The 25,198-nt window shown below is 38.4% G+C and carries 21 protein-coding genes; 5 read left to right on the top strand and 16 right to left on the bottom strand.

Annotated features, from left to right (window positions below; translation table 11 throughout):
• Window positions 1-6 precede the first annotated feature (6 nt).
• The 3 genes from mazG to ACM46_RS21800 are packed head-to-tail and all read left to right on the top strand — an operon-like array spanning window position 7 to window position 2,744.
• Entirely contained in the window at window positions 7-774 is a 768-nt protein-coding gene (gene mazG / locus ACM46_RS21810; RefSeq protein WP_048508778.1) for a nucleoside triphosphate pyrophosphohydrolase, read from the top strand.
• The gene (locus tag ACM46_RS21805) at window positions 775-1,857 is read left to right on the top strand and encodes an FUSC family protein (protein WP_048508777.1); all 1,083 of its coding nucleotides are present in this window, start codon (window positions 775-777) and stop codon (window positions 1,855-1,857) included.
• Between the two features lie 2 nt (window positions 1,858-1,859).
• Window positions 1,860-2,744 (top strand): hypothetical protein, encoded by an 885-nt coding sequence (locus ACM46_RS21800; protein ID WP_048508776.1) that lies wholly within the window; start codon window positions 1,860-1,862, stop codon window positions 2,742-2,744.
• Window positions 2,745-2,773: 29 nt separating this feature from the next.
• On the opposite strand, the gene ACM46_RS21795 is transcribed toward ACM46_RS21800, so the two are convergent.
• Both ACM46_RS21795 and ACM46_RS21790 read right to left on the bottom strand, forming a co-directional pair.
• Window positions 2,774-3,493: a hypothetical protein gene (locus ACM46_RS21795; protein ID WP_048508775.1), complete on the bottom strand. Its 720-nt coding sequence runs from the start codon at window positions 3,491-3,493 to the stop codon at window positions 2,774-2,776.
• A 287-nt stretch (window positions 3,494-3,780) separates the two neighbouring features.
• The gene (locus tag ACM46_RS21790) at window positions 3,781-7,497 is read right to left on the bottom strand and encodes a bifunctional metallophosphoesterase/BamA family protein (RefSeq protein WP_048508774.1); all 3,717 of its coding nucleotides are present in this window, start codon (window positions 7,495-7,497) and stop codon (window positions 3,781-3,783) included.
• A gap of 26 nt (window positions 7,498-7,523) precedes the next feature.
• On the opposite strand from ACM46_RS21790, the gene ACM46_RS21785 reads away from it, so the two are divergent.
• Both ACM46_RS21785 and ACM46_RS21780 read left to right on the top strand, forming a co-directional pair.
• Complete coding sequence (locus ACM46_RS21785) at window positions 7,524-8,705, top strand: Pycsar system effector family protein (protein ID WP_048508773.1); 1,182 nt, start codon at window positions 7,524-7,526, stop codon at window positions 8,703-8,705.
• 17 nt (window positions 8,706-8,722) lie between these two features.
• On the top strand, window positions 8,723-9,646 hold the full coding sequence (locus ACM46_RS21780) for a bestrophin family protein (protein WP_083997498.1): 924 nt from the start codon (window positions 8,723-8,725) through the stop codon (window positions 9,644-9,646).
• 35 nt (window positions 9,647-9,681) lie between these two features.
• On the opposite strand, the gene ACM46_RS21775 is transcribed toward ACM46_RS21780, so the two are convergent.
• The 14 genes from ACM46_RS21775 to ACM46_RS21710 all read right to left on the bottom strand — a co-directional run bounded on the left by ACM46_RS21775 (window position 9,682) and on the right by ACM46_RS21710 (window position 25,113).
• Entirely contained in the window at window positions 9,682-10,482 is an 801-nt protein-coding gene (locus ACM46_RS21775; protein WP_048508772.1) for a sulfite exporter TauE/SafE family protein, read from the bottom strand.
• A 162-nt stretch (window positions 10,483-10,644) separates the two neighbouring features.
• Window positions 10,645-12,945: a GAF domain-containing protein gene (locus ACM46_RS21770; RefSeq protein WP_048508771.1), complete on the bottom strand. Its 2,301-nt coding sequence runs from the start codon at window positions 12,943-12,945 to the stop codon at window positions 10,645-10,647.
• 127 nt (window positions 12,946-13,072) lie between these two features.
• Window positions 13,073-13,324: a hypothetical protein gene (locus tag ACM46_RS21765; RefSeq protein WP_048508770.1), complete on the bottom strand. Its 252-nt coding sequence runs from the start codon at window positions 13,322-13,324 to the stop codon at window positions 13,073-13,075.
• A 338-nt stretch (window positions 13,325-13,662) separates the two neighbouring features.
• Complete coding sequence (locus ACM46_RS21760; RefSeq protein WP_048508769.1) at window positions 13,663-15,042, bottom strand: NADH-quinone oxidoreductase subunit N; 1,380 nt, start codon at window positions 15,040-15,042, stop codon at window positions 13,663-13,665.
• Between the two features lie 99 nt (window positions 15,043-15,141).
• A complete protein-coding gene (locus tag ACM46_RS21755; RefSeq protein WP_048508768.1) occupies window positions 15,142-16,635 on the bottom strand; it encodes a complex I subunit 4 family protein in 1,494 nt (497 codons plus the stop codon).
• Window positions 16,635-18,548, bottom strand: a complete 1,914-nt coding sequence (gene nuoL, locus ACM46_RS21750; protein WP_048508767.1) for an NADH-quinone oxidoreductase subunit L — start codon at window positions 18,546-18,548, stop codon at window positions 16,635-16,637. The genes ACM46_RS21755 and nuoL overlap by 1 nt, the downstream gene beginning before the upstream one ends.
• Window positions 18,549-18,550: 2 nt before the next feature.
• On the bottom strand, window positions 18,551-18,880 hold the full coding sequence (gene nuoK / locus ACM46_RS21745; RefSeq protein ID WP_034703571.1) for an NADH-quinone oxidoreductase subunit NuoK: 330 nt from the start codon (window positions 18,878-18,880) through the stop codon (window positions 18,551-18,553).
• Window positions 18,881-18,884: 4 nt separating this feature from the next.
• Window positions 18,885-19,382 carry an NADH-quinone oxidoreductase subunit J family protein gene (locus tag ACM46_RS21740; protein WP_034703568.1) on the bottom strand — a complete coding sequence of 166 codons (498 nt, stop codon included), beginning with the start codon at window positions 19,380-19,382 and terminating at the stop codon, window positions 18,885-18,887.
• Window positions 19,382-19,939, bottom strand: a complete 558-nt coding sequence (locus ACM46_RS21735) for a NuoI/complex I 23 kDa subunit family protein (protein WP_034703566.1) — start codon at window positions 19,937-19,939, stop codon at window positions 19,382-19,384. Before ACM46_RS21735 ends, ACM46_RS21740 begins: the two co-directional genes overlap by 1 nt.
• A 119-nt stretch (window positions 19,940-20,058) precedes the next feature.
• Entirely contained in the window at window positions 20,059-21,123 is a 1,065-nt protein-coding gene (gene nuoH / locus ACM46_RS21730; RefSeq protein WP_048508766.1) for an NADH-quinone oxidoreductase subunit NuoH, read from the bottom strand.
• Window positions 21,124-21,218: 95 nt separating this feature from the next.
• Complete coding sequence (locus ACM46_RS21725) at window positions 21,219-22,217, bottom strand: NADH-quinone oxidoreductase subunit G (protein WP_048508765.1); 999 nt, start codon at window positions 22,215-22,217, stop codon at window positions 21,219-21,221.
• A 43-nt stretch (window positions 22,218-22,260) separates the two neighbouring features.
• Window positions 22,261-23,157 (bottom strand): hypothetical protein, encoded by an 897-nt coding sequence (locus ACM46_RS21720; protein ID WP_048508764.1) that lies wholly within the window; start codon window positions 23,155-23,157, stop codon window positions 22,261-22,263.
• Window positions 23,158-23,165: 8 nt separating this feature from the next.
• Window positions 23,166-24,524 (bottom strand): NADH-quinone oxidoreductase subunit NuoF, encoded by a 1,359-nt coding sequence (gene nuoF / locus ACM46_RS21715; RefSeq protein WP_048508763.1) that lies wholly within the window; start codon window positions 24,522-24,524, stop codon window positions 23,166-23,168.
• A 79-nt stretch (window positions 24,525-24,603) separates the two neighbouring features.
• On the bottom strand, window positions 24,604-25,113 hold the full coding sequence (locus ACM46_RS21710) for an NADH-quinone oxidoreductase subunit NuoE family protein (RefSeq protein ID WP_048508762.1): 510 nt from the start codon (window positions 25,111-25,113) through the stop codon (window positions 24,604-24,606).
• Between the last annotated feature and the right edge of the window lie 85 nt (window positions 25,114-25,198).

The raw sequence follows: 25,198 nt of genomic DNA, 5'->3' as shown, positions 1-25,198 counted from the left end.
CAGATTATGAATACCAAACAGGAAAAATTAGAAGCTTTCGGAAGATTATTGGATATTATGGACGACCTGCGTGAGAAATGTCCGTGGGATCAGAAACAGAACCTGCAGTCGCTCCGTCATCTGACTCTTGAAGAAACTTATGAACTTTCGGATGCCATCCTGCAGGAAGATTTACAGGAAATCAAAAAAGAGCTGGGGGATGTGCTGCTTCATTTGGTTTTTTACGCCAAAATAGGTTCGGAGAAAGAAAGTTTCGATATTGCGGATGTCATCAATTCTTTAAATGAGAAGCTGATTTTCCGCCATCCGCATATTTACGGAGATACGGAAGTGAAAGATGAAGAAGAAGTGAAGCAGAACTGGGAGAAATTAAAACTGAAAGAAGGAAATAAATCCATTTTAGGAGGAGTTCCGAAAAGCCTTCCGAGCCTGGTAAAAGCATACAGAATTCAGGATAAAGTAAAAGGAATCGGTTTTGAATTCCATGATGCTGAAGATGCCTGGAAAAAAGTAGATGAAGAGATTCAGGAATTTCATGCAGAAACGGATCCTGATAAAAAAGAACTGGAGCTGGGCGATGTATTTTTTTCACTGATCAATTATGCCAGGATATCCGGACTAAATCCTGATTCTGCGTTAGAAAGAACCAACCTGAAATTTATTTCCAGATTTCAGAAAATGGAAAAGCTTGCAGAACAATCAGAGCTGAAACTGGCTGAAATGTCTTTGGAAGAAATGGACGTATTGTGGGAGAAAGCAAAACAAATGTCCTAGATGAAAGTACAGAAACCGGTACATCATAGATTTCAGTATCTGCTGGAATTCAAAAAAACAGAACGAAAATGGCATTTTCCTTTTCTTGCGGCGCTTTGCATCGGAAGTTGCCTCTTCATTGGTTATTTTTTAGGAAAGCCCAACTATGGAAGCTTATCCAGTTTGGGTGCTTTAACGATTTTGTATTTTACATCAGCGCCCATTACCCAGAGGATGGTTCATCTTGCGGTGTGTGCATTCGGAATGGTTTTTTCCTTTACCATAAGTCTGTTTTTCAGTTTTAATGCTTATGCAGCGGGCCTGTCTCTGGGAATTGTTTCTTTTCTGGCTCACTTTATTACGTCTTACTTTAAAATTCCGCCGCCCGGAAATTTTTTCTTCATTATGCTGGCGGCTATGGCAAGTACCTACCAGTTTGATTTGGAAATGATTCCTACAAGAGTGGGACTGGTAGCTATGGGAGCCATCTTATCCTGTACATTTGCTTTTCTGTATTCTGTTTTCATAGAAAAAGGAGAGGTGTTTTCTATCCCGAGGAGAAGACAATTTAACAAAAGAAGATATACCAAATTTGTAGAAAGCACCATCATTGGTTTTTTTATGATGTTGACGCTGATTGTCGGTCATCTTCTGAAATTTGAAAATACCTACTGGATCTCCATCGCGGCTGTAGCCATTATACAAGGCCGCAATTTTGAACATGTCCGCCAGCGGAATATGCACAGAATTCTTGGAACCTTTATTGGAATAGGTTTTGCATGGCTCATCCTGTTGTTTGATCCTGCGAAAATAGAGATGATCATCATCATTACGGTACTTCAGTTTATCATAGAGCTGCTTATTGTAAGAAATTATGGCTTTGCCGTGATCTTCATAACACCGCTCACGATTCTTCTGACGGAAACCGGAAGCCTGGTTCATCATCAAGTGGAAAACCTGATGCATGCAAGACTTCTGGATACAATTATTGGAAGTTTGATAGGTCTTTCGGCTGGTTTTTTTCTCAATCATCAGCAGATTATTAATAACTTAGAGAAAAATATACGGTACTCGTATGTTCAGTTTAAAAAATTAAAAAAATAGCTATGCTGCGTATTCTTACTATATCCGCTTTTTTACTATGGAGCTGTAACCCAAAAGCTCAGGATTCTCCTAAAACAGATGATCTGAAAGTAGAATTCCCGTTGCCTAAAAAGCTCAAGGAAGTTTCAGGAATTGCCTTGTCTCAGGATCAAAAGACAATCTGGGCCATAGAAGATCAGGGAAATAAAAATGTAGTGTATGGTCTGGATCTGCAGGGCAAGCTCATAGCAGATGTTCAGGTGGAAAATGCTGAGAATAATGACTGGGAAGATATTACAAAAGATGCTCAGGGAAACATTTATCTCGGAGATTTTGGAAATAACGACAACATGAGACAGAATCTGGCTATTTTAAAGCTGGATTTAAAAGATACTGCTCAAAAAACGACCAAAGCTATCCAGACAACAAAGTTTCATTACGAAGGACAAACCGAATTTCCTCCTAAAAAGTCAGACTGGTTGTATGACTGTGAAGCTTTTGTAGAGATGAATGGTAATTTCTATCTTTTTACCAAGAACAGAAGCAAGGGCTTTGACGGAACTTTCCTGGTATTTCAGGTTCCTAACAAAGAAGGAGATTTTGAAGCTAAATTAATAGGAAAACTGAAGCTGGAAGGGAAGTACAGCGATGCAGCCATCACTTCTGCAGCTATTAACAGCAGTCAGGATAAGATTGTTCTGCTTACCCACAAAAATATTCACATTCTTTCCGGGTTTACGGCGGACAATTTCAATGCTGCAGGAATTGAAAAGATTCCTTTCAATCACAATTCTCAAAAAGAAGCTGTTGTTTTCCTTGATGATAAAACCTTACTGATTGCTGATGAAAAAGATAAGGATACAGGAGGAAATGTATATAGATTTGAATTTAACCCTCAAACCAAATAATGGTAAAAGGGTTAAAACCAATAAAATTCTTACGGAGTAAGATAGGAAATATGGATGTTTCCTGCTGATAATCTGAAATTCTGAGTATACACGCAGCGTATTCTGAAAGTATCATCAGTATTAAAATACGATATGGAAGAAAGATTATGATACACGGCCAGTGTACGTTCTCCATGTCCTGTAGACATTGAAGCCAATGTAGTTGTAGCCGGTGAAACCTTCTGAATAGTAGATTTTGCTGTTCCTGCTGTGTATCCGTTTCCGTTTAGGCTCAAATCGTAGGTGATATAAGGAACAATATTGTAGTATCCTGGTTTTATTACAGTAAATAATCCCGTAGTGGAATTGTACTTCAGATAGGTATTGTCTATTTTGTTGCTCACATTATAAACATAGTTCTGTGTATAACTATCATGAGTGCTTACCGGGTTACTTCCGGTTCCTGTATAGCTGCCGGAGCTGGGATTGATATCGGTTTTATTGCCGACAAATACAACTTTTAAGAAGTTTTGGGATTCGATAGTACCCCAGGTTGGTGCAGCTCCCGCTCCGTTTGACATTAAGACTTCACCCCGGTTACCCGAGTTGCCTCTTGTTTTGGCATTACCGCCCACATTAAAATCTTTGACTACCTGAAGACTTCCATTGACATGTAAGGTACTTTGTGGTGTTGGTGTTTCAACCCCAACTTGCGCAATGACATTTGAGGACATGGCAATGAATGCCATGTATAATAGCGTTTTTTTCATCCAATAGTTTGTTTTTGTTGAAATAATTTAAAAAACAAATATAAATCCTTTTTAAAACATCAAATTTTTAAAAGATATACAAACATATTGGTGTATGAATGCTTTCGATGGAAGCAATGAAAAATATGAATTGATTTTTTTAATTGTATTTTGTTTATTTATGCTGATTTACAAATAGATAGGCCTTATTTTTAAATTTACTTTATCTTAAAGATAATGAATAAAAGGATATTTTCAACCTGTTGATAGGTAGAATTTAATGGATATAATAAAAAGGATAAATCTGTTTAAAAGGTCATTCCCACACCTGCAGAAATTCTGCCTCCATCTGAGCCGTAGAAATAATTCAGCCTGGCAGAGAAGGTCTCCACCACACTCATCCAGAAGCCTGCGCCTACGGACTGGTGCCATTTCCTGGAGTCTTCGTTGTCATTCCATACACGCCCGATATCATAACCTACAAGAACTCCCATATTGGCAGGAACAATATTATTTCTTACCCTGCCGAAATCCCATCGGATTTCAGAATTGTTGGTGAAATATGATTTTCCGGAGAATCTGTCATTTCTGAACGCCCTCATTCCATTATTTCCTCCTATGGCCGCGGCCTGATAGAATTCAAAATTATTATTACTGATCCACATGGCGTTACTGGAATTAGCCAGTACAAAATTTCCTCTCTTGTCAATTCTGTGGTCTATGGTCAGAGTTCCGTTCAGAGTGAAGAAATTTCTTTCCGTATTGGCAAGATTAGCTTTCCAGTCTGCATTTAATAATAACTCAAGACCCAGAGTAGGGAAGGCGTTGTTATCTAAATTTTTGAAGCTGAAGGTATAATTGGCTCCTGCAAACTGCTGGCTTTTGAACACTTCAGGCCTTACATCCGGAGACTGATCTATAAAGCGGTCTCCTTTGCGCTGTACCTTATTGTCCTCAAAAGTCAGTTGGAACTGATGCTGAAGATTCAGCCAGCTTTTTTTGGAGATAGACGGAGCAAAATTGAATTTTGAGATTCTGGCCCTGTTGTATTCTCTTTCAGTATCTTCTTTGTCGTAATCACTTTCGTTGGACAATCCGAAGAAATTTTTTGCAAACCGTGGTGTGGTATAAGCTGCATCAATATTGAAATCCCATCCGGAAATTGCCTTTTTGAAAATTCCTTTGTAGGCAACATTAAACCCTCCGGTTGCCGTATAAAAATTAGCTTTAAGACTATGCTTTTGCGTATAAGGATCACGGATGAAATTATTGACCGTGTAATTAGCCAGGAAACCTATGATCACTCCATCATCCGGATTGTAATCTATATTCGGGTAACCTGCAAAAAAATTATATTTCGGATGTTTGTAATTATAAGTGTTGATATCGTAGTCATCAGAAATATTTTTTGTGGCAGTACGGCCCTTGTAGGTATTTTTCTGAGACTTGAAATCATAAATTTTTACACTTTTTCCGTCTGCAATATTGTAGGTGTCATGATTGTAGCCACCAATCAGTCTGATGTTCATCTTAGGTCTTCCTTCCCCGGAAACTTCATAAATATCATCATCTTCAAGACCATAAATCCAAAGCTCCTCCGTTTTGGAATCCTCATAGGTTTTCTCGAAAACAAGCTCCGGATTTTCTTTGTTCTTGTCTAATTTATATTGTTTTACATTCACGGAATGCCCGTTTTTTGTAATCACAAATTTGTCCGGATTCACAGTTCCGGCAAGAGGAACCTTTTTCTGCAATACATCATAATACTGCGCAGCATATTCCTGAAGTTTTGTTTTTCTGGCTTTTAATTTTCTCTGAATATCTGCAATTGTTTCATCCTTTACTTCTTTGGGAAGGTCTGTAAATGCATCATCAATATCTGCATCGGTGAGATGTTCCTGGATATATTGCGCCTGTGCAGTCCATTCTTCCTGCGTAGCTCCTTTTAAAAAGACAAGATCCAGAGGATACGGTTCCATATTCATCCACTTCACATTCTTGATCTCTTCCTTGAAGGTTTTCATGTGGCGGATGGCAGGAACATTCATAATAATCCTGAAGGCAGCTCCATCGTATTTACTGAAAGCCTGATCCCTGTCTTTAGGAATCGGTTTATAAACAGTTTTATCTCCGTCCTGATATTCAGCCCATTTCCATTGGTCTGAATGCCTGTCCCAGTCACCGATCAGCATATCAAAAATCCTTGCTCTGATATACGACTCCCGGTCTACGGAATATTTATAGTTTTTAGAGAAATTTTTCAGAACGTCATCTGTTGAAACAATATCTTTTGCGTTATCAAGTGAAGCCAGAGTTTTTGGATCCGAAGAAAAACGCTCTTCAATCATATACATTTCGTCCCCGTAATTTTCATTGTATTCTCCCAAAGCATATTGCCTCGGAATATAATACAGTTTGGGATTGCTATGGAAGATATTCAGTTTATCAGCCATATTTCCCACTGTAAAAGGAGTAAACGGATGATTGGTAGTATAGAAATCAAGCAGAAACTTTTCAGGAAATGTATTGTTCAGCTCGTTTCCGAATGTATTTTTTTTGAAAGCCATATTGTTAAGAAAACGTACGGCGCTCTTTTTTACTCCGCGCATGACGAATTCCTGACCATCTGCGGCCTTCAGTCTTAAACTGTTCGATTGGTTTCCGCCGCCTTCTCTGAAGGGAGTAAATCCTCCGTTCAGGGAAGCAAGATCTGCGGTAGGAGCTTCCACAGGAATTCCATAATATTTTCTGTAATGTTCGCCCCAAAGCCAACGGTAAACTCTTCCTTTTTTAGTAAGTTCCACGGGATAAACGCTTGAGGTAACAGTTCCCGGAAAAGACTTCGGATAGTTATTCACAAATACATCAGGTTTTGAAATGACGGAAATGTGGGAAAGCTTTTTCAGCTGATTATCCTGAGTAGAGAAATATTCTACATCTGTACTTTGGTCTTTTCTTATATTCAGAACAGCAAAACCGCTTCCTCCGTAGGAAAAATCTGTTTTTTCTGCGATGGTAGCCGGATCAATTTTTGAACCTGCACCACTGACGATCTGTCTGATATTCCGATCTTCGTGATACTGAAGATTATGATCATGCCCTGATACGAAAATAATGTTTTCTTTATCCTGAACGATGCTTTTCAGACGGTTGGCCAGATCAGCATAATGTTGATTATTGATATCTTCGAGACTGGCTCCGGAAGAACTTCTCAGTACATTGATAACGCTTGCCGCAATAGGAACCGGAATTTTGCTTTTCAACGGATAAAGGTGAGCTTTTGCAGAATTAAATCCTGCATGGGTTCCACTGCTGATCACAGGATGATGCAGGGCAACAATGATTTTTTTATCCTGATTTTTAGTCACAAGATCTTTAAACTCCGTGAAGAAATCTTCGCGGGTTTTGATGGTGCAGTTTTTATTTACTCCCGGATATTGATCCCAGTTAACCAAAGCCCATTCGGAATCTATGACGATAAGTTTGATATCTTTCGATAAATTGATATCATCTATACCGCAGGAGTTTTTAGGAAGAAATGCTTTTTTGTCGTTGAGGTAGTTTTTTACAAAATCTTCCTGTAGTTTTAGCCCGTCCAGACCATTATTCCAGTCGTGATTTCCAGGAATAACAAGTGTTTTCCCTTTGAAGTTTTTGGTAATGGCGAGCTGGTTTTCCAGTTTCTGTTTGGCTGCTGCGTACTCCTTGTCTGATTCTTTCGGTAATCCGTTGGGATAAATATTGTCCCCGAGGAAGATCAGCATAGAATTGCTGTCTGCAGAATCCAGTTTATTTTTCAGTAAATTTAATGTGCTCTGTGCCTGGGGTTCCTCTGAATTTCCCGCATCTCCGATCAGGAAAATTTTAAAATCATTCTCCGACTTGATGTCAGAATTTTTAACTTCAAATAAGTTTTTACCCTTTTTTACGTTATATGTTGCGCAGGAATAAAGAACTCCTGCAGATAATACAGCTCTAAAGGCAATAGAAGTATTTTTTAAATGAGTTTTAAAGGATAAATTCATAAATTTACATTAACAAAAATTCAGGGATGAGCATTTTACACAAAGCTAAAGATTATGTCGAAATCTTATTCAAAGATAAGTTATCTTCTGTATACTTTTACCATAATTTTATTCACACGACCTATACGGTAAACAAGGCCGAAGAGATTATGCGGAATACACCTGTTTCCCCGGAAGATCAGGAAAAGGTTCTGCTTGCGCTGTGGTTCCATGATATCGGCTATATAGAATGTGCCCAGAACCATGAAGAAAAAGGAGTGACTATTCTGAGCGACTTTCTGAAGCAGGAAAATTACCCTGAAAATTACATTGAAGATGTTTCTAAGCTCATCTTGGCTACCAAAATAACGTACGAGCCCCAGAATCTTTTGGAGAAAATAGTAAAAGATGCAGATTGCAGCCATTTTGCCAGCCACGATTATAATGATATTTCGGATGCCCTCAGAAAAGAATGGGAGCTTACCAATGTGAGATGTTTTTCCAATGAAGAATGGAATGCCGGAAATCTGGATATGCTCAAAAACAAACACCATTATTATACGGATTACGCAAAGGAAAACTGGGAACCTCTGAAAAAGAAAAATATCAAAAAAATAGAAAAGAAGCTTGAGAAGGAAGAGGATAAAAAGGAAGATAAAAAAGAAAGCCAGGATATTAAAAAGGAGCCTAAGGATCCGAAATCTGACCGAAGCGTAGATACTTTATTTAGAGTAACACTGAATAATCATACCCGCCTGAGCGATATTGCAGACAGTAAAGCGAATATTCTTCTTTCCGTTAATGCAATCATTATTTCAGTCTGTCTTTCCGTATTGGTTCCCAAGCTGGATACGCCTAAAAATGCGCACCTGATCATTCCGAGTTTTGTATTGCTGCTTTCAAGTGTTCTGACGATTATTTTTGCTATCCTCTCCACAAAACCGAATGTCACGAAAACCAGTTTTACGGCACAGGATATTCAGGAAAGGAAAGTAAACCTTCTCTTTTTTGGAAACTTTCATCAGATGCTTTTCAACGATTATCATGATGCCATGAAAGACCTTATCAAAGACAGGGATTACATCTACGATTCTATGGTGAAAGACCTGTATTTCCTGGGAAAAGTTCTGGACAGAAAGTATAAACTCTTATCGGTAACGTATAAAATATTTATGGCCGGAATTATTCTTTCCGTGCTTTCTTTCGGGTATGCTTTTCTTACCCTTTAATTAAAAAATAGATACAGATGATTGTCAGACAGCGTACCAATTGGCTGAAAATGTTGTTTATATGGAGAGGATCTGTGCTGAAGAAAATTGTGGTGCAGCTGAGTGTTATTTTACTGTTTTCACTTTCCATTTATTATTTTAAAGGAAAGATATTTGATTATAAAGTTCATCTTAATCCTACCATTTTTACGCTGATTGGCCTTGCATTGGCTATTTTCATGGGATTCTGCAATTCCGCGAGCTATGACCGTTTTTGGGAAGGCCGGAAACTCTGGGGAGCTCTGGTGATTGAGACCAGATCTTTTACCAGACAGATTTTATCGTTAGTTAATGATCCGTCACCGGAAGCTAAGGAAGAAAAGGAAAAGATCATCAAAATGATATCAGCATTCTGCTGGGCGCTGAATTATCAGTTGAGAGATAAAACGGGAACGGAACATTTAACGAGGCTTCTTTCTCCGGAACAGGCAGAGCAGCTGAAGGATAAAAAATTTATTCCAAGCATTATCCTGGGCTTCATCGCAGACTGGCTGAATGAGCAACAGCGAAAAGGAAATATGGATACTATCGTTATGACTTCTATGGATCATCAACTGAATCAGTTTTCCGGTATTTCCGGAGGATGTGAGAGAATCTATAATACACCGTTACCTTTTGCCTACAGCGTTTTGCTTCACCGTACGGTATATCTGTACTGCTTCTGGCTGCCTTTCGGGCTGGTAGACAGTCTGGGATGGATGATGCCTCTGATTGTTCTTTTGATCAGCTACACGTTTATCGCTCTGGATGCCATTATCCAGGAAATTGGAGAGCCGTTTGGGGAAGAAGAAAATGATCTTGCGCTAAACAGCATGTGCAGAACCATTGAATACTCTATTTTCGAGCAGGCAGGAATTCCCCAGGGCGAGCTTAAAAAGCCGGATTCTTATTTTATAGATTAAATTTTCAAAAAACATCGCAAGAGTGAACGGAAAATTTAGAAATATTCCGTGAAAACATCGTACCCATATCTGGCGATCATCAGAGAAACTACGACAAGGAAGATCTTCCGGACAAAACCATTTCCTTTTTTTAGTGCCAGACGGCTTCCGATGAAACTTCCTGCCACATTAAAAAAAGCCATCATCAATCCAATTCCTAATATATAATGCCCCTGTCTGATGAAAACGGTAAGTGCAGATATGTTGGTCAGGCAGTTAATCACTTTGGCATAAGCTGATGCCATTACAAATTCGAAACCCAGTAGAAAAACAAAGCCTAAGATGAAAAAACTTCCGGTTCCGGGACCGAATATTCCGTCATAGAAACCTACTACAGCACCAATAACGGATCCCAAAATCATTTGTTTTAATGGCGTTAATGTTTTAGTCTGAACGGTTCCCAACTGCTTTTTTTTATAAATATAGACCATCATTACGATCAGAATCACCAAAATAACAGGCTTTAAAATTTCTGTCCTGATAATGCTGACCACCTGAGCTCCTAATAAAGAAGCAATGAATGCAAAGATGGAAACCACAAGCAGCAAAGAATAATTAAAACGTATTTTCCTGGTATATTGACTGGCCGCAACCGTTGTTCCTGATAAAGCCGCAATTTTGTTGGTTCCGAAAATAGTAGCCACCTGAAGATTGGGGAAAGCAATAAGTAATGCAGGAATCTGTATCAGTCCGCCACCACCAACCACGGCATCAATAAAGCCGGAAACAAAAGCAATTAAAGATAAAGAAATCAAAAAAAGAAGGGAATACTCAGCAAAAAACGAATGGAGATCCATAGAGAAGGAATAGTTTGAGAATGAATATCTGGTTTATATTTCACGTTCAAAGATAGACAATAGTTTCTCCTCCGGATGCATGATTGAGATTAAAATAAACCAATAAAAATATAATCATTTGAAATGACGGAACTGATAAAAAAACTACGTGTAAGTAATCATTTACATCAATGAAATTCTCAATGCCAGCAGTCCTGTGATGCCCTGAAGATCCTCAACTTTCAAAAATTCTACATCATTCTGAAGAATTCCTTTTTTCTGAAGCTTACTGATGTATTCCAGGTATTCCTTTTGGTTTTCCATACCGAAATACACAATGGTCACTTTCCCGGGACAGGTTATTCTTTCCGATGAATCTTTGATATGGGCTTTGTCGAGACGTTTTTTTACAATTTCATAATAAGAATTATAAGCACCATCTACATCAAAGCGTTTCTCATCCATTCTGAAACGGATGTCAATTTTTTCATTATAAACAAAGATCAGCGAAGCAATATCCAGCTGAATGGGAAGATCACGCTTGAAATTCTGAAATTCCCGTTCCATATGGCAGGTCGTTTTCAGCTGCCAGTATCTTAACTGATGTACTACTTTTGGTGTGTAGCTAAGATCCGGGGCGATATTAGGTCCGATATAGAGATTATGCTCTACACCATCGGATTTGAATCTTTCATAGTAGTGAGGGAAAATCTGCTGGGCTTTTACCTGACCTTCATCCAGCATATCTGCCAGTTTTCTGTTGACCAGAGTGATGGAATCGTCCAGACTTTTTCTGTTCGCATAAAATAAATCGGTTTGAACAAAGACCTGCAAGAAATAGTCTTTAATTTTTTCCTTTATTTCGGGATCTGTTTTCAGCTCAAGCTTTCCCTGAAGATACAGATGAACTTCTTCTCTCAAAAATCTTTGAAGACGTTGTTCTGTATCAGCTTTGATCTCGTTGTTCAGTTCATTTTCGAAAAGTTCCAGGGCCAGCAGATATTTTTCTGAATCGGAATTGATCATGGTGAAAATATCGTGAAGACTTTCCAGCTGTTGGTTGAGGTCCTCCAGCATCAGATTGAAACGTTTGTCGGAAGAAGAGCGGATATCGGAAAATCCGAAGAGCGGAGTCAGATTTTTAAAAGAGATCTGTTTCAGCGTATACATTTTTTTCCCCAGCCATGCATTGAAATACTTCTCTGCCTCATTTCTGAATTTCCATACCACACTATTATGGATGGAAGTATATTCTCTTTGAATGATGGCTTCAATCTGATAATTTTTTTCAAAACTGAATCTGTTCAGTGAGAAAAGGATCATATCGGTGAAAAACTCCATTTTTTTTAGCTTCAGTCCATTGAAGCTATTGGCTTGAGGAGACGTAAATTCCATGATGGCCAAAAGTTCATTATCCTTCATAATAGGAATGACCATAAAACTGTTGATATGGTTATCCTTTAAAATACTGAAAGAAGGAAGTGCTTTGATATTATCATCCAGGTTGTTTACATTCGAGATCACAATAGGTTTGGAATTGTGATTGATATTAGTGAATGTATTTTTTCGGGTTTCTTCATCAAATGCATTGATCCAAAAGTCGAGTACATGATGGGTGAAAACGTTTTCGTAAATAGGCAGTCTTCCCAGCTTCTGATCTTTTTTATCAAACAACATCAGCCCGAAATTAAGTTCCGGGACATCAAAATAAGATTTGAAAATTTCAACCAGATTTTCGTTGGGACTCAGATCTTCCGGGTCGATCTCGATCATACTGGATTTCAGGTCAGATAAAGCAACTTCGGATGTACAGTCTACCAGCGAAATAATGGTAAAACCCTTCAATATCCATGATTTTGAAGGGAAATATTTCTTCCAGAGCTTGAAGTCGTCCAGATTTTCAAGGAGCATATCAACCACCTCTTCAGACGGGATTTTTGCCTCTTCAGTAGGATAAATATCTGTAAAATCTGAATTGATTGTAATTTTGTAGTGTTTCATGATTCCCTGCCGGTTCGGGATATCATAATACAGAGGAATTGTGGTTTTAATATCTTTTTTGAAGTGAATCTGAATAATGATACAACAGCAGAATACGTAAAATTCTTCATCATCTATATTTCTCAGCTCTATTTCAAAATCTTTTCCGGCATCTTCAAGAATATCCGTAAATCTCTGGGTATAATTAAAAGTAACATTAGACATCGGAATACTCGCTGCTTTTATTTCATTGTGAGTAAGACCGGTAGGAAAGAGATCCGAAAGGAGCAGCCTGATGAGGTCTTCATGTTTTTCAATAAATGAAATATCCTGAAAACCTTCTTTCAGTTCCTGAAAATTTTTTGTTCTTTCGAGTAATGATTCAGCATAGTTGACACGATATTCCAAACGGTCGTTGTACCGGATATGTTCTAAAACATCCAAATATTTTTTGAATGAAATATATACCTGAAAAGGGGAGTCATTTTTGTAAAAATCGGTCAAGAGCTGAAATTTATAGTAAAGTTATGAAAAAAACAGAACTTCCAAATGGGTCTGAAATTGGTGAAAATAATCTGTTATAATTACTATGTTTATTTTTCTTAAACAATAAGTAGAAATAAATAAAATATTAATGGCTACTTCTTTTGTTTCTAAAAAATTCTGCAGTTTTGCGGAAAAGATTAGGATAAAATTCTGAAGTTCCGATCTTTAATTCTCTGGTTACAGGAAAGAGAAATTTCATTAAAGGGATAGAGAATATAAGGGCGAAAGGGAGAACGAACATTCTGTAGTTCGGAGTATCTTTTTGGTCTTTATTGATGAAAAATACCAGGGTTGCGATGAGCAGAGCGGTAAGTAGGGTGATAAAGATTTTTTTCATAGTGATTAATGTTATTCAAATGTAGCTGTTTTCCCGCAGATTTAAAATAGAAATTGAATTGGGATGTCTTTTTATTTTATTGTAAAAGTGATTTTTTAGCATTGATTTTCTCGCTGGAATGAGTATTGTGAAATTTTTTTCATAAGCTCAACGAAAAAACTCTCAATAATACGATTGTAATGGGCTAAGTATCCTTGTCAAGGCTCTGAATCTTGACAAGGATTTCAGGTAAGTTTCAACCTTTTTTCTACATAAATTCAGTGCATCTGGTTTTATGAGAGGTCACAAAAAAAGCACAACCGGAAAGTTGTGCTTTTTTAATATCGTAGAAACGGATTTTATAATCCGAACTGTCTTGCAAATAAGTCAGGGAAAACACCCAGAAGAATAATGGATACGATAACAAATACCGCAACAATATTGTACGTAAGGGTTACTTTTTCTGAAGATTTGAATGTAGATTCTTTGAAGAAGAACATCGCAATAATCAGTCTTAAATAGAATGCAATAGAAAGTGCAGAACCTAAAACAGCAACCAGTACAAGGAAAGCGGCACCATTCATCGCCTGGGAGAATAGAGCAAATTTACCCATGAAACCTGCTGTTAACGGAACTCCAGCCATTGAAAGCATAGAGATTGCCGCAGCAGTTGCCAATAAAGGCTCTGTTTTAGCCAATCCTTTGAAAGCTCCGAAAGAAGTTTCTCTTTTCAATTTCTCTACCCAGATCAGACACATGAAAACTCCCACGGTTGATAATGAATAAGCGAACAGATAAAATGCCAGGTTGTAGGTCGAAAGGCTCGTCATTCCGAAGAAAACCAATCCGATGTATCCTGCGTGAGATACGGAAGAGTAAGCCAGCATTCTTTTAGCATTGGTCTGGGCAAGACCCATAACGTTTGCCAGAAGAAGAGTAATAATAAGGAATACTCCCAATACATTGATCCATTCGTGGGTAACGCCTGCAAAACCAATCGTCATTAATCTGAATAAAGCAAAGAATCCTGAGATCTTTACCACACTCGCCATAAATGCCGTGATCAATGAAGGAGAACCTGCGTACACATCCGGGCTCCACATATGGAAAGGGGCTAAAGCTACTTTGAATGCCAATGCACAAAGAATCAGTAAGACTCCTAAGATGAACATGACGTCTGTAGCGTGGGCCATTCCGAAATCGTGGATTTTATAGAGATCAAAGCTTCCCGCACTTCCGTAGATAAATGCAATTCCGAACAGTAAGAAACCTGTTGCAAAAGCACCCATCAGGAAATATTTAATCGAAGCTTCGTTTGATCTTAAATCAGTTTTGTTGGCTCCGGCCATTACATATAAAGGAATGGAAAGAATTTCTACTCCTAAGAAAAGAGTAACTAAATTCTGGAATCCGAAAAGAACGATCCCTCCGCATAGTGCAAAAAGCATCAATGCATATAATTCTGACTGGTGGCTTCTGTGGTTGCTGAATGCAAAACCTCCCAAAAAGAATAACAATAATGTTGTTACAATAGATATTTTGGTGAAAAGCGCAGTATTTGCGGTATACTCATACATATGTCTGTACTTTTCGAAGAAAGCACATTCCGGTAAGAAGCTTACGTATAAAGCGATAATCAATCCTAAAATCCCAATGTATCTTGCGAATTTTCCCTGTTCAAAAACTCCTGAAAATAACGCAACAACTGCCGTTAGGAAAACAATAATTAAAACACTCATAATTTATATTTGAGATGTGAGACTTGAGAGATGAGGCAAGATTTCTGATGACTCATTTCTTAATCTCTTAATTTTTTAATTTTTAAATCTTTTAATCTTCTAATTAGCCATTGACGTGTAGATAAACTTCACTGAACTGCCTACCATATCAATTACCGGCTGCGGGAATATACCCAACAGGATAACAAATACAGCTAAACTCGCCAATACAGAAAATTCCACAGCGGATAAATCTTTTGCTGTACTTAAAACGGCTTCGTCTCCTTCACCGAACATTGCTTTTCCGTAGAATCTCAATAAATACACTGCACAAAGAATTACTGTAAGACCGGCAATTACTGCTGCCAATCCGTTAAAATCATAAACAGATTTTAGCAGAATAAATTCCCCGATGAAACCGTTCGTCAATGGAACTCCCATTGAACCTAATATAATGATCAGGAACAATACCGCAAATTTAGGGGCTACTTTTGCCAAACCTCCCATTTGTCTGATATCTCTTGATTTAAATCTCTTGTATAAAATATCGCAGCAGTAGAATAGTCCCACCACGTTGATACCGTGTGCAAATGTCTGTACCAATGCTCCTTCAGCTCCTTCCACATTGAAGGTTCCTCTTAACGTGATCACGGCAGAAGCGAAGATCCCCGCTACCATTAATCCTACGTGAGAGAAAGAAGAATAAGCAATGATTCTCTTCATATCGGTCTGGATGATTGCAATTAATGCTCCGTGAACAATTCCTACAATAGCCAGAATAATAACGATCTGTCCTGAAATTCCTGCAATAGGAAGCGGAGTGATTGGAAGAAGATAACGCATTACCCCGTACACTGCCATTTTCAGCATGATCCCTGATAAAAGCATAGATCCCTGAGTAGGAGAGTAGGTATACGTATCCGGCTGCCATGTATGGAAAGGGAATACCGGTAATTTCACTGCAAAAGCAAAGAAAATAAACCAGAATACCACCGTCTGCTGTACTTCGTTAAGCTGAGCGTTGTATAAATCTGTTAAAGCGAATGATGCAGAGTGGTTGTACACATAGATCAGTCCGGCTAACATAAACAGTGACCCAACGAATGTATAAACGAAGAATTTCGTAGTGAATTCAAATCTTTTGTTTTCCTGGCCCCAAAGTCCGGCAATAAACCAGATCGGAATCAGGGTTACTTCCCAGAAAATGTAGAACAACAGTCCGTCTAAAGAGGTAAACACCCCTACAAGACCGAACTGCATCAGCAGAATCAGACCATAGAACGTATTTCTGTAGCTTACGTTTTCGTTAAAAGAAGATAAAATGATAATTGGCGTTAAAATATTGGTCAGTACCAAAAGCAGCAGGCTCATTCCGTCTATTCCGAAATGAAGTGAGCTTTTAATAAACTGTGACCAAGGGTAATTGATCTCGTGCTGCAATACACTGTCTACCGTTGGATTAAAATCAAAATCCGCTACGATGTAGAACGTGATAAGCATTTGAATCAATGCAATTCCCAGCGCCAAATATTTGCTGGACTTATCTTTCCAGACAAAAACTAATCCCGAACCTACTAGAGGTAATAGTAATAATGTTAATAATAAACCAGACATTATTGTAATATAAAGTTAACAATCAGTATAATTCCCACAGCTAAAGACATGATAAGAATATAAGTCTCTACATTTCCGTTTTGGATACGCTTCATAGCTTTTCCGCTGTCTTCAGCACCTTCGCCTACAAAGTCTACAAAACGGTCTAAGATTCCTTTATCAAACATCTTTCCTCCTCGTCCTAATCCTTCAACAGTTTTTACAATTAATGCATTGTAAAGTTCGTCTACATATAGTTTTTTAGCAGAAAGCTTTTCCCATCCGGTATAGTTTTCTTCTGCAAGAGCCATCTTTTTCTTTTTCACGTAGGTATTTTTTACGATGAACCATACGGAGAAGAACATTAATACGGTAGCTCCTAATAATATCATTTCAGTACCAAACGGAACTCCCGAAAGAGTAGCTTCCATCTGGCTGTAGCTTTGCTCGGTAAGAACAGGTTTCAGCCATTCCATTAATTTTGCATAATGACCATGTCCGATGAAGTGAGGAAGGTTAATGAAACCTCCAAGTACAGAAAGGATAGCCAGTACGATCAACGGAAGGGTCATATTAGACGGGCTTTCGTGTAAGTGGTGTTTCTGGTCTTCCGTACCTCTGAATTCTCCGTGGAAAGTCAGGTAATACAGTCTGAACATATAAGTGGCCGTCATAGCTGCTAAAACAAATAAGATCACCCAGTAGATTGGATTTTTAGCGAAAGCAGCTACTAAAATTTCGTCTTTAGAGATCATCCCTGATAATAGAGGGAAACCTGAGATGGCTAATGTTCCGATAAGGAAAGTAGCGTGAGTAATTGGAATGTATTTTTTCAGACCTCCCATGAAACGCATGTCCTGTTCGTTGCTCATCGCGTGGATTACAGAACCTGCTCCCAAGAATAATAATGCTTTGAAGAATGCGTGCGTCATTACGTGGAACATCGCTGTAGTATAAGCTCCCAATCCTAAAGCAATGAACATAAATCCAAGCTGTGAAACGGTAGAGTAGGCCAATACTTTTTTGATGTCGTTCTGACGAAGTGCATAGAATCCAGCCAAAGCAGCGGTTAAGAATCCGATGAATAAAATTCCTCCCTGAACGGTTGGTGCCAAAGTGAATAAGAAATTTGATCTTACCACCAAATAGATACCAGCCGTTACCATCGTTGCCGCGTGGATCAACGCTGATACAGGAGTTGGTCCCGCCATTGCATCCGGTAACCATGTATATAAAGGAACCTGAGCAGATTTACCGGTAGCTCCGATAAATAAACTGGCTGTAATAAATATAATTACGGTTCCGTCTAATTCAAATTTTGAAGAGTTCTGTGCTACAGTAAGGTAATCCACTGCATTGGTCTGAGAGGCAATCATAAAGATACCGATCAGTAGGGCAAGGTCACCAATTCTGTTCATAATGAAAGCTTTTCTTGCTGCTTTACCGTATTCTTCATTGGTATACCAGAATCCGATCAACAGGTAAGAACAAAGTCCTACACCTTCCCATCCGATGAACAGGATCAGGTAGTTGCTTCCCATTACTAACAATAACATAGAGAAGATGAAAAGATTCAGATAAGTAAAGAACTTATAGAAACCTTTGTCGTGGCTCATGTATCCGATAGAATATAAATGAATCAATGATCCGATACCTGTAATGATCATCACCATCATTAATGAAAGCTGATCGATCTGGAATCCGAAATTGATCTGAACTCCGTTTACTCTGAACCATTCAAAAGCCTTTACAATGACAGGCTGGCTTTCGGAATCGAATTTCATGAAAAGGCTTACTGCGATACAGAAAGAGGCAAAAACCATTGCTGTAGCCAAGCTTCCAACAACAATTTTTGGAAGGTTTTTCCCGAATAAACCGTTAATAAGAAAACCTAAAAGTGGTAAAAGTACAATTGCGTATATTAAATTTTCCATTCTTATCCTCTTAATTTATTAAATATACTTACATCCACAGAACGGGTATTTCTATATAGCATAGCAATAATTGCCAGACCTACTGCTACTTCTGCAGCAGCCACCACCATAATGAAGAAAACTAAAAGCTGTCCGTCTCCGTTTCCTTTATAGGCTGAAAAAGCAGCTAATAAAAGGTTTACAGAATTCAGCATAAGCTCTACACAGCCCAAAATAACAATAGCGTTTTTTCTCAGCAATACTCCCAACACTCCCAAACAGAACAATACTGAAGAAAGAATGATGAAATAATTCAGAGGGACGCTTTGTATAAATGTATTTACTTCTCCCATAATTTTATAAATCTTTTTTACCGATTAATACCGCACCTACAATACCTGCCAAAATAAGGATGGATGCAAGCTCAAACGGTAAAACATATTGATTAAACAAAAGTCTGCCCAGATTTTTTGTAAGTCCAACCCCTTTGTCTACATTTTCAACAACAATGTGATTGTCCTGAACGCCTCTGAATACGCCTAAAACCCCAATTAATAAAAGACCGGCTGTAAAAACTCCAACAAATTTTAAAGTATTGTTCTTCTTACTTTCGTCTTGTTTATTAAGGTTAAGCATCATCAGGATATAAAGGAATAATACCATGATGGCTCCTGCGTACACTATAATCTGAATGATTGCCAGAAATTGGGCATTCAGAAGAATGTACATTCCGGCAATTGAAAACATCGTAACAATTAATGACAAAATAGCATAGAGCGGGTTTCTTGCAAAAACAAAATACACTGCACTAGCCACTGCTAAAAACGCCACCAAGAAAAATAAAAACTGATCCATTATTTTACCGCATTTTTTTGTTTCTCGGATTGTCTTGTTGTAATATCAATCCTTTCATTTATTTTTTCAACCAATTTATCTTTTCCATAGATGAAAGATCCTCTGTTGGTTTCTACATCCACCAATCTGTCTGTAAGATAAATGGCAGATTTAGGACAGGCTTCTTCACACATTCCGCAGAAAATACATCTCAGCATATTGATTTCGTATACGGATGCATATTTTTCTTCTCTGTAAAGTCCTTTTTCCTCTTTTGTTCTTTCCGATGCAGTCATTGTAATGGCTTCTGCAGGGCAGGCCACGGCACAAAGTCCACATGCGGTACATCTTTCTCTTCCTTCTTCGTCTCTTTTCAGAACGTGCTGACCTCTCCAGATGGTGGTTCTTGGTTTCTGTACTTCCGGATATGAATATACTGCCGGAGCACCTTTTATCACGGTTCTTACAGCATGCTTAAATGTAATCCCCATCCCGGTAAAAATAGCAGGAAGATAGATTTTTTCAGCAAGGGTCATTTCTTTATTGGAAACAACTTTTGATCTGTTTGTAAGTTTCATTTAATTATAGATGTTAGATGTTAGACGTTAGATGTTAGAAGATGGAAGCAGAAAAATAAAAAAGTATTTCCGGATCACCATATTATCACATCATCACATCATCTCATTTTCAAATTATTCTAGTTGGCAAATGCTAAAATTACAGCACCTGTAATCAATAGGTTTACTAATGCCATTGGGATCAGAGTTTTCCATCCTAAGTGCATCAGTTGATCATATCTAAATCTTGGAAGCGTCCATCTGATCCACATAAAGATCAGAATTCCGATTACCGTTTTCGTTAAAAACGCTACGATACTCAGGATTCCTGCAACGTTTTCTCCCCAGTTCTGAGTAACCCATTCAATTCCAGGATAGTTGTATCCACCGAAGAAAAGAACGACCATGAAAGCATTGGAGATAAACATGTTCACATATTCCCCGAACATATACAATCCTAATTTCATTGAAGAATATTCTGTAGAATATCCTGTTACCAGTTCAGATTCACACTCAGGTAAATCGAAAGGGTGTCTGTTGGTTTCAGCCAAAGCAGCTACGAAGAATACAAGGAAGGCAATCGGCTGGTAGAAAATATTCCAGTTCATTCCGGAACCCCAGGGAATAATTCCCCATAGTTTTCCACCGGTCTGGCTTTCTGTAATTTCTTTTAAATCTAAACTTCCCGTCATCATAATGATAGAAAGTAATGCTAATCCCATTGCCAGTTCGTAAGAGATCATCTGTGAAGAAGCACGGATAGCACCTAATAATGAATATTTGTTATTCGAAGCCCAACCTCCGATCATGATTCCGTATACACCAATTGAAGCCATTCCGATGATGAAAAGTACCCCAACGTCGATGTTGGCAACCTGTAAATCAAAAGAAGTACCTGCAATATTTAAACTTTTACCCCAGGGAATCACCGCTCCTGTGATCAATGAAATAAACATCACCAAAGCCGGTCCCAATACGAAAAGAAACTTTTCAGCATTGGCAGGCGTAAAATCTTCCTTAAAGAAAAACTTTCCACCGTCAGCCAGTGGCTGCAGTAATCCGAAAGGTCCGGCTCTGTTGGGACCAATTCTATCCTGCATGATAGAGGCAACTTTTCTTTCTGCCCAGGTAGAGTAGGCCGCTATCGTAAGAGATAGCAGGAAAAGCGCTAGTACAAGTATAAGTTTAAATGTTAATAAATCCATTTTTATTTTTATAGATGTTAGATATTAGAAGTTAGATGTTAGAGGATGGAGATTAATCACCGTATCGTCCCATCATCACATCAACTCATTATCAATTATTTTTCGTCTTTTTCACTGATTTCTTTCGCCATAGGATTGTCTAATACTCTTAGCTCGTCCTTAGGTTTTTCGTAGTGGTTCAATGAAATTACCGAGTGTCTGTCGATATGTCTAGGACCTTCAATATTCCAGTCAGAAAGCTCTTTTCTTTCGAAACGACAGGTATCACAGATGAATTCTTCTACTTCACCCCACTGATCTTTTCTGGCAGTAACTCTTACAATTTCGTCACCTTTCATCCAAACAACTGCTTTTCCTGAACATTTATCACATTTACAAGAAGCGTTCATCGGTTTTGTAAACCAAACTCTGCTTGCGAAACGGGAAGTTCTGTCTGTTAATGCTCCTACCGGACAAACGTCGATTACATTTCCGATAAAGTCATTATCTAAGGCTTTATTTAAATAAGTAGAAATTTCTGCGTGATCTCCTCTGAAAAGAATACCATGTTCTCTTTCACCTGTTAACTGATTGGCTGCCAATACACATCTTGCGCAAAGGATGCAACGGTTCATATTCAGCTTGATATTCGGACCAAGATCGTCTGCTTCGTAAGTGTTTCTTTCAAATTCTGTTCTGGTCTCAAGGTTTCCGTGCTCGTATCCAAGATCCTGAAGGTGACATTCACCGGCCTGGTCGCACACAGGGCAATCCAGCGGGTGGTTTACCAATAAGAATTCGGTAACGGCTTTTCTCCCTTCCTGAGCTTTTTCAGAAGAAAGGTTTTTCACTTCCATACCGTCCATTACGTTAGTTCTGCAACTAGCAACTAATTTAGGCATAGGACGCGGATCTGCTTCAGATCCTTTGGAAACTTCCACTAAACAGGTTCTGCATCTTCCTCCACTGGTTTCCAATTTGCTGTAATAGCACATTGCAGGAGGTACAGATTTTCCACCAATTTGTCTGGCAGCTTCCAGAATAGAAGTTCCGGGCAAAACTTCAGTAGTTTGTCCGTCTATAGTTATTTTGAATTTTTTAACCTCTTCGCTCATATTCTATGCTTTCGCTTATGCTTTTAGGGCGTTAAGCTATATTTTAATTATACTTCTTCGTGTTAAATGTATATCCTATCCCTGCTAGAACCTGCCCGAAAACAAAATCCTGTGTGGCCTTATCAGGTTTATTGTTTAATGTGGTTTTAATATCCCACATATTGATATATCCTGCTTTAGCCTCGGCTCTGATCATCCAGTTTTTCCAGAAAACCATGTTAAGACTGGTTCTAAGATCGGTTCCCATTCCTGCTACATGAAAACGGTCGCTTCTTTCATTCCCGAAAAGCTTGATATTACTTTTCGGAAACATCACCCCGATTCCTGCTCCGTAAGACCATACTAAATCTATATTTTTCTTATGAATAAGATTTTTATATTTCTCAATACCTAGGTTTTCATAATTAAGTCCGTCCGTATGCTCAAAAGTAAGAAACTGAGTGTCGGCTAAATTCACCTGCCCGTTCTGTACCATTCCTGCATATTTAGGATCTGAAATAGTTCCTGAAAAATCAACTGTCTGGTCCTGTTTCATCACATATTTCATATGATCTATCCCTAAAACAAGGGCTAAATTATCTTTTATAAAATATCCAATCCTGAAGTTGTACTGCGTTACGGTAAACCAGCTTGGATCGAAATAAACGATTCCAAACTTGGTAGGCTTATCTCTTGCCTGTACATTATTCAGTTGAAAATCATAACCATTTCCTGTAAAATGGATATCAGAGTTGCTAAAAGCACCTCTGTTCCAACCAAAGAAAACAAAGACTTGTCCTTTCTTGCTTAAAGGGGCAGGCTTTTGTTTTTTCTGAACCGGAGCCGGGCCTAGTGTAGGACCGTTTCCATCTTCATAAGGATATTTTAATGTGTCACTTTTAGCATTTTGTCCAAAAACAAAATTCGACATCATTAATCCGACAACCAATAACTTCTTCATCTTTTTAGCTATGCATTTTTTTCAACAGCAGGAATAGGATCTGCATAATGTGCCAATCCATAATTTTGTGTTTGAGATAACTCAGGGTTTTTCACATGCCATTCGAATTCGTCTCTAAAGTGACGGATTGCTGCTGCAACAGGCCAGGCCGCTGCATCTCCTAATGGACAAATGGTATTTCCTTCAATTTTTCTCTGTATATCCCAAAGAAGGTCGATGTCTTCCATTTTTCCTTCTCCTTTTTCTATCTTCTTCAGAATCTTGTGCATCCATCCCGTTCCTTCACGGCAAGGCGTGCACTGCCCGCAACTTTCGTGATGATAAAATCTCGCTAAAGTCATGGTATGATCTACGATACACTGGTCTTCATCTAAAACAATGAAACCTCCTGAACCCATCATGGTTCCGGTAGCGAAACCACCGTCTGCCAATGATTCATAGTTCATATATCTTGGTTCTCCGTTCACTGTTCTCAGCAATAGGTTAGCCGGAACGATTGGAACTGAGCTTCCTCCGGGAATACAGGCCTTTAATCTTTTTCCGTCTTTAATACCGCCGCAGTACTCATCAGAATAGATGAATTCTTCAACAGTGATGGTCATATCAATTTCGTAAACTCCAGGTTTGTTGATGTTTCCACAAGCCGAAATCAATTTCGTTCCTGTAGATCTACCTACTCCTATTTTAGCATATTCAGCACCTGTTATATCAATAATCGGAACGATAGCTGCGATAGATTCTACGTTGTTTACTACGGTTGGTCTTTCCCAAAGTCCTTTTACAGCCGGGAATGGCGGTTTTAGTCTTGGATTTCCTCTTTTACCTTCAAGGGATTCAAGCAATGCAGTTTCTTCTCCACAGATATAAGCTCCACCTCCTCTCTGAACATAGATTTCCAAATCGTACCCTGTTCCCAGAATATTTTTACCTAAAAATCCTGCTGCTTTTGCTTCTTCAATAGCTTCTTCCAGGATATCCGGAATCCAGGAATATTCTCCACGGATGTAGATATAGGAAACATTTGAACCTAAACAGTATGAGGATATAAGCATTCCTTCAATCAATAAATGAGGAAGGAATTCCATAAGATATCTGTCTTTGAAAGTTCCTGGTTCAGATTCATCGGCATTTACCACCAAGTGTCTTGGTACTCCTTCCGGTTTTGCCAGAAAGCTCCATTTCATCCCTGTAGGGAATCCTGCTCCACCACGTCCACGAAGTCCGGAAGCTTTTACTTCTTCAAGTACTTCATCGGTAGTCATTTTCAAGGCTTTTTCAGCTGCGGTGTAACCTCCCTGTTTACGGTATGTTTCAAAGTAGCGGATGCCTTCTATATGGGCGTCTTTAAGTAAAAGTTTTTTACTCATTGTTTATTATGCTTTTAGCTGTAGGCTATTGGCTTTTGGCTTCTAGCTTATGGCTATTTTAAGTTTGTTAAAATTTATTTTAGTCTAAAGCAAGCTGTCCCTGTCTGCAAAGATCAAGGATTTCGTCTACTTTTTCTATCGTTAAATTTTCATGAAAGAATTTTCCTAACTGAAGCATTGGTGCGTATCCACAAGCTCCCAGGCATTCTGCAGGCTTTAATGTGAACATTCCGTCTTCTGTAGTTTCTCCGTCCTTAATGTTCAGTTTGGTTCTGATATGATCAAGAATTTTTTCGCTTCCGCAAACCATACAAGGTCCGGTTCTGCATACTTCCAAAACATATTTACCAACCGGCTTCATATTGAACATGGTATAAAAAGTAGCTACTTCATATACTTCAATTGGCTTGATACTTAATAATTCAGCAACATAATCCATCACAGGAACGTCTAACCATCCTCCGAATTCTTTCTGTGCTAAGTGAAGTACAGGAAGAAGGGCAGACTTTTGTCTTCCTTCAGGATATCTTGCGATAATCTTGTGCACCTGTGCTAAACTTTCCGGTTTAAAAGCTATTGTTTCGCTCATTTTTTATCTAAGATTAAAGAGTAAAGAACAAAGAAAAAAGATTCTGAAGTCCGTTATTCTAAATTCATATTTATATTGGGTTGAA

It is taken from the genome of Chryseobacterium angstadtii, from assembly GCF_001045465.1.
Classification (GTDB): Bacteria; Bacteroidota; Bacteroidia; order Flavobacteriales; family Weeksellaceae; genus Chryseobacterium; species Chryseobacterium angstadtii.
The sequence above is the reverse complement of the archived record's forward strand: the minus strand, read 5'-3'. Positions and strand labels throughout refer to the sequence as shown.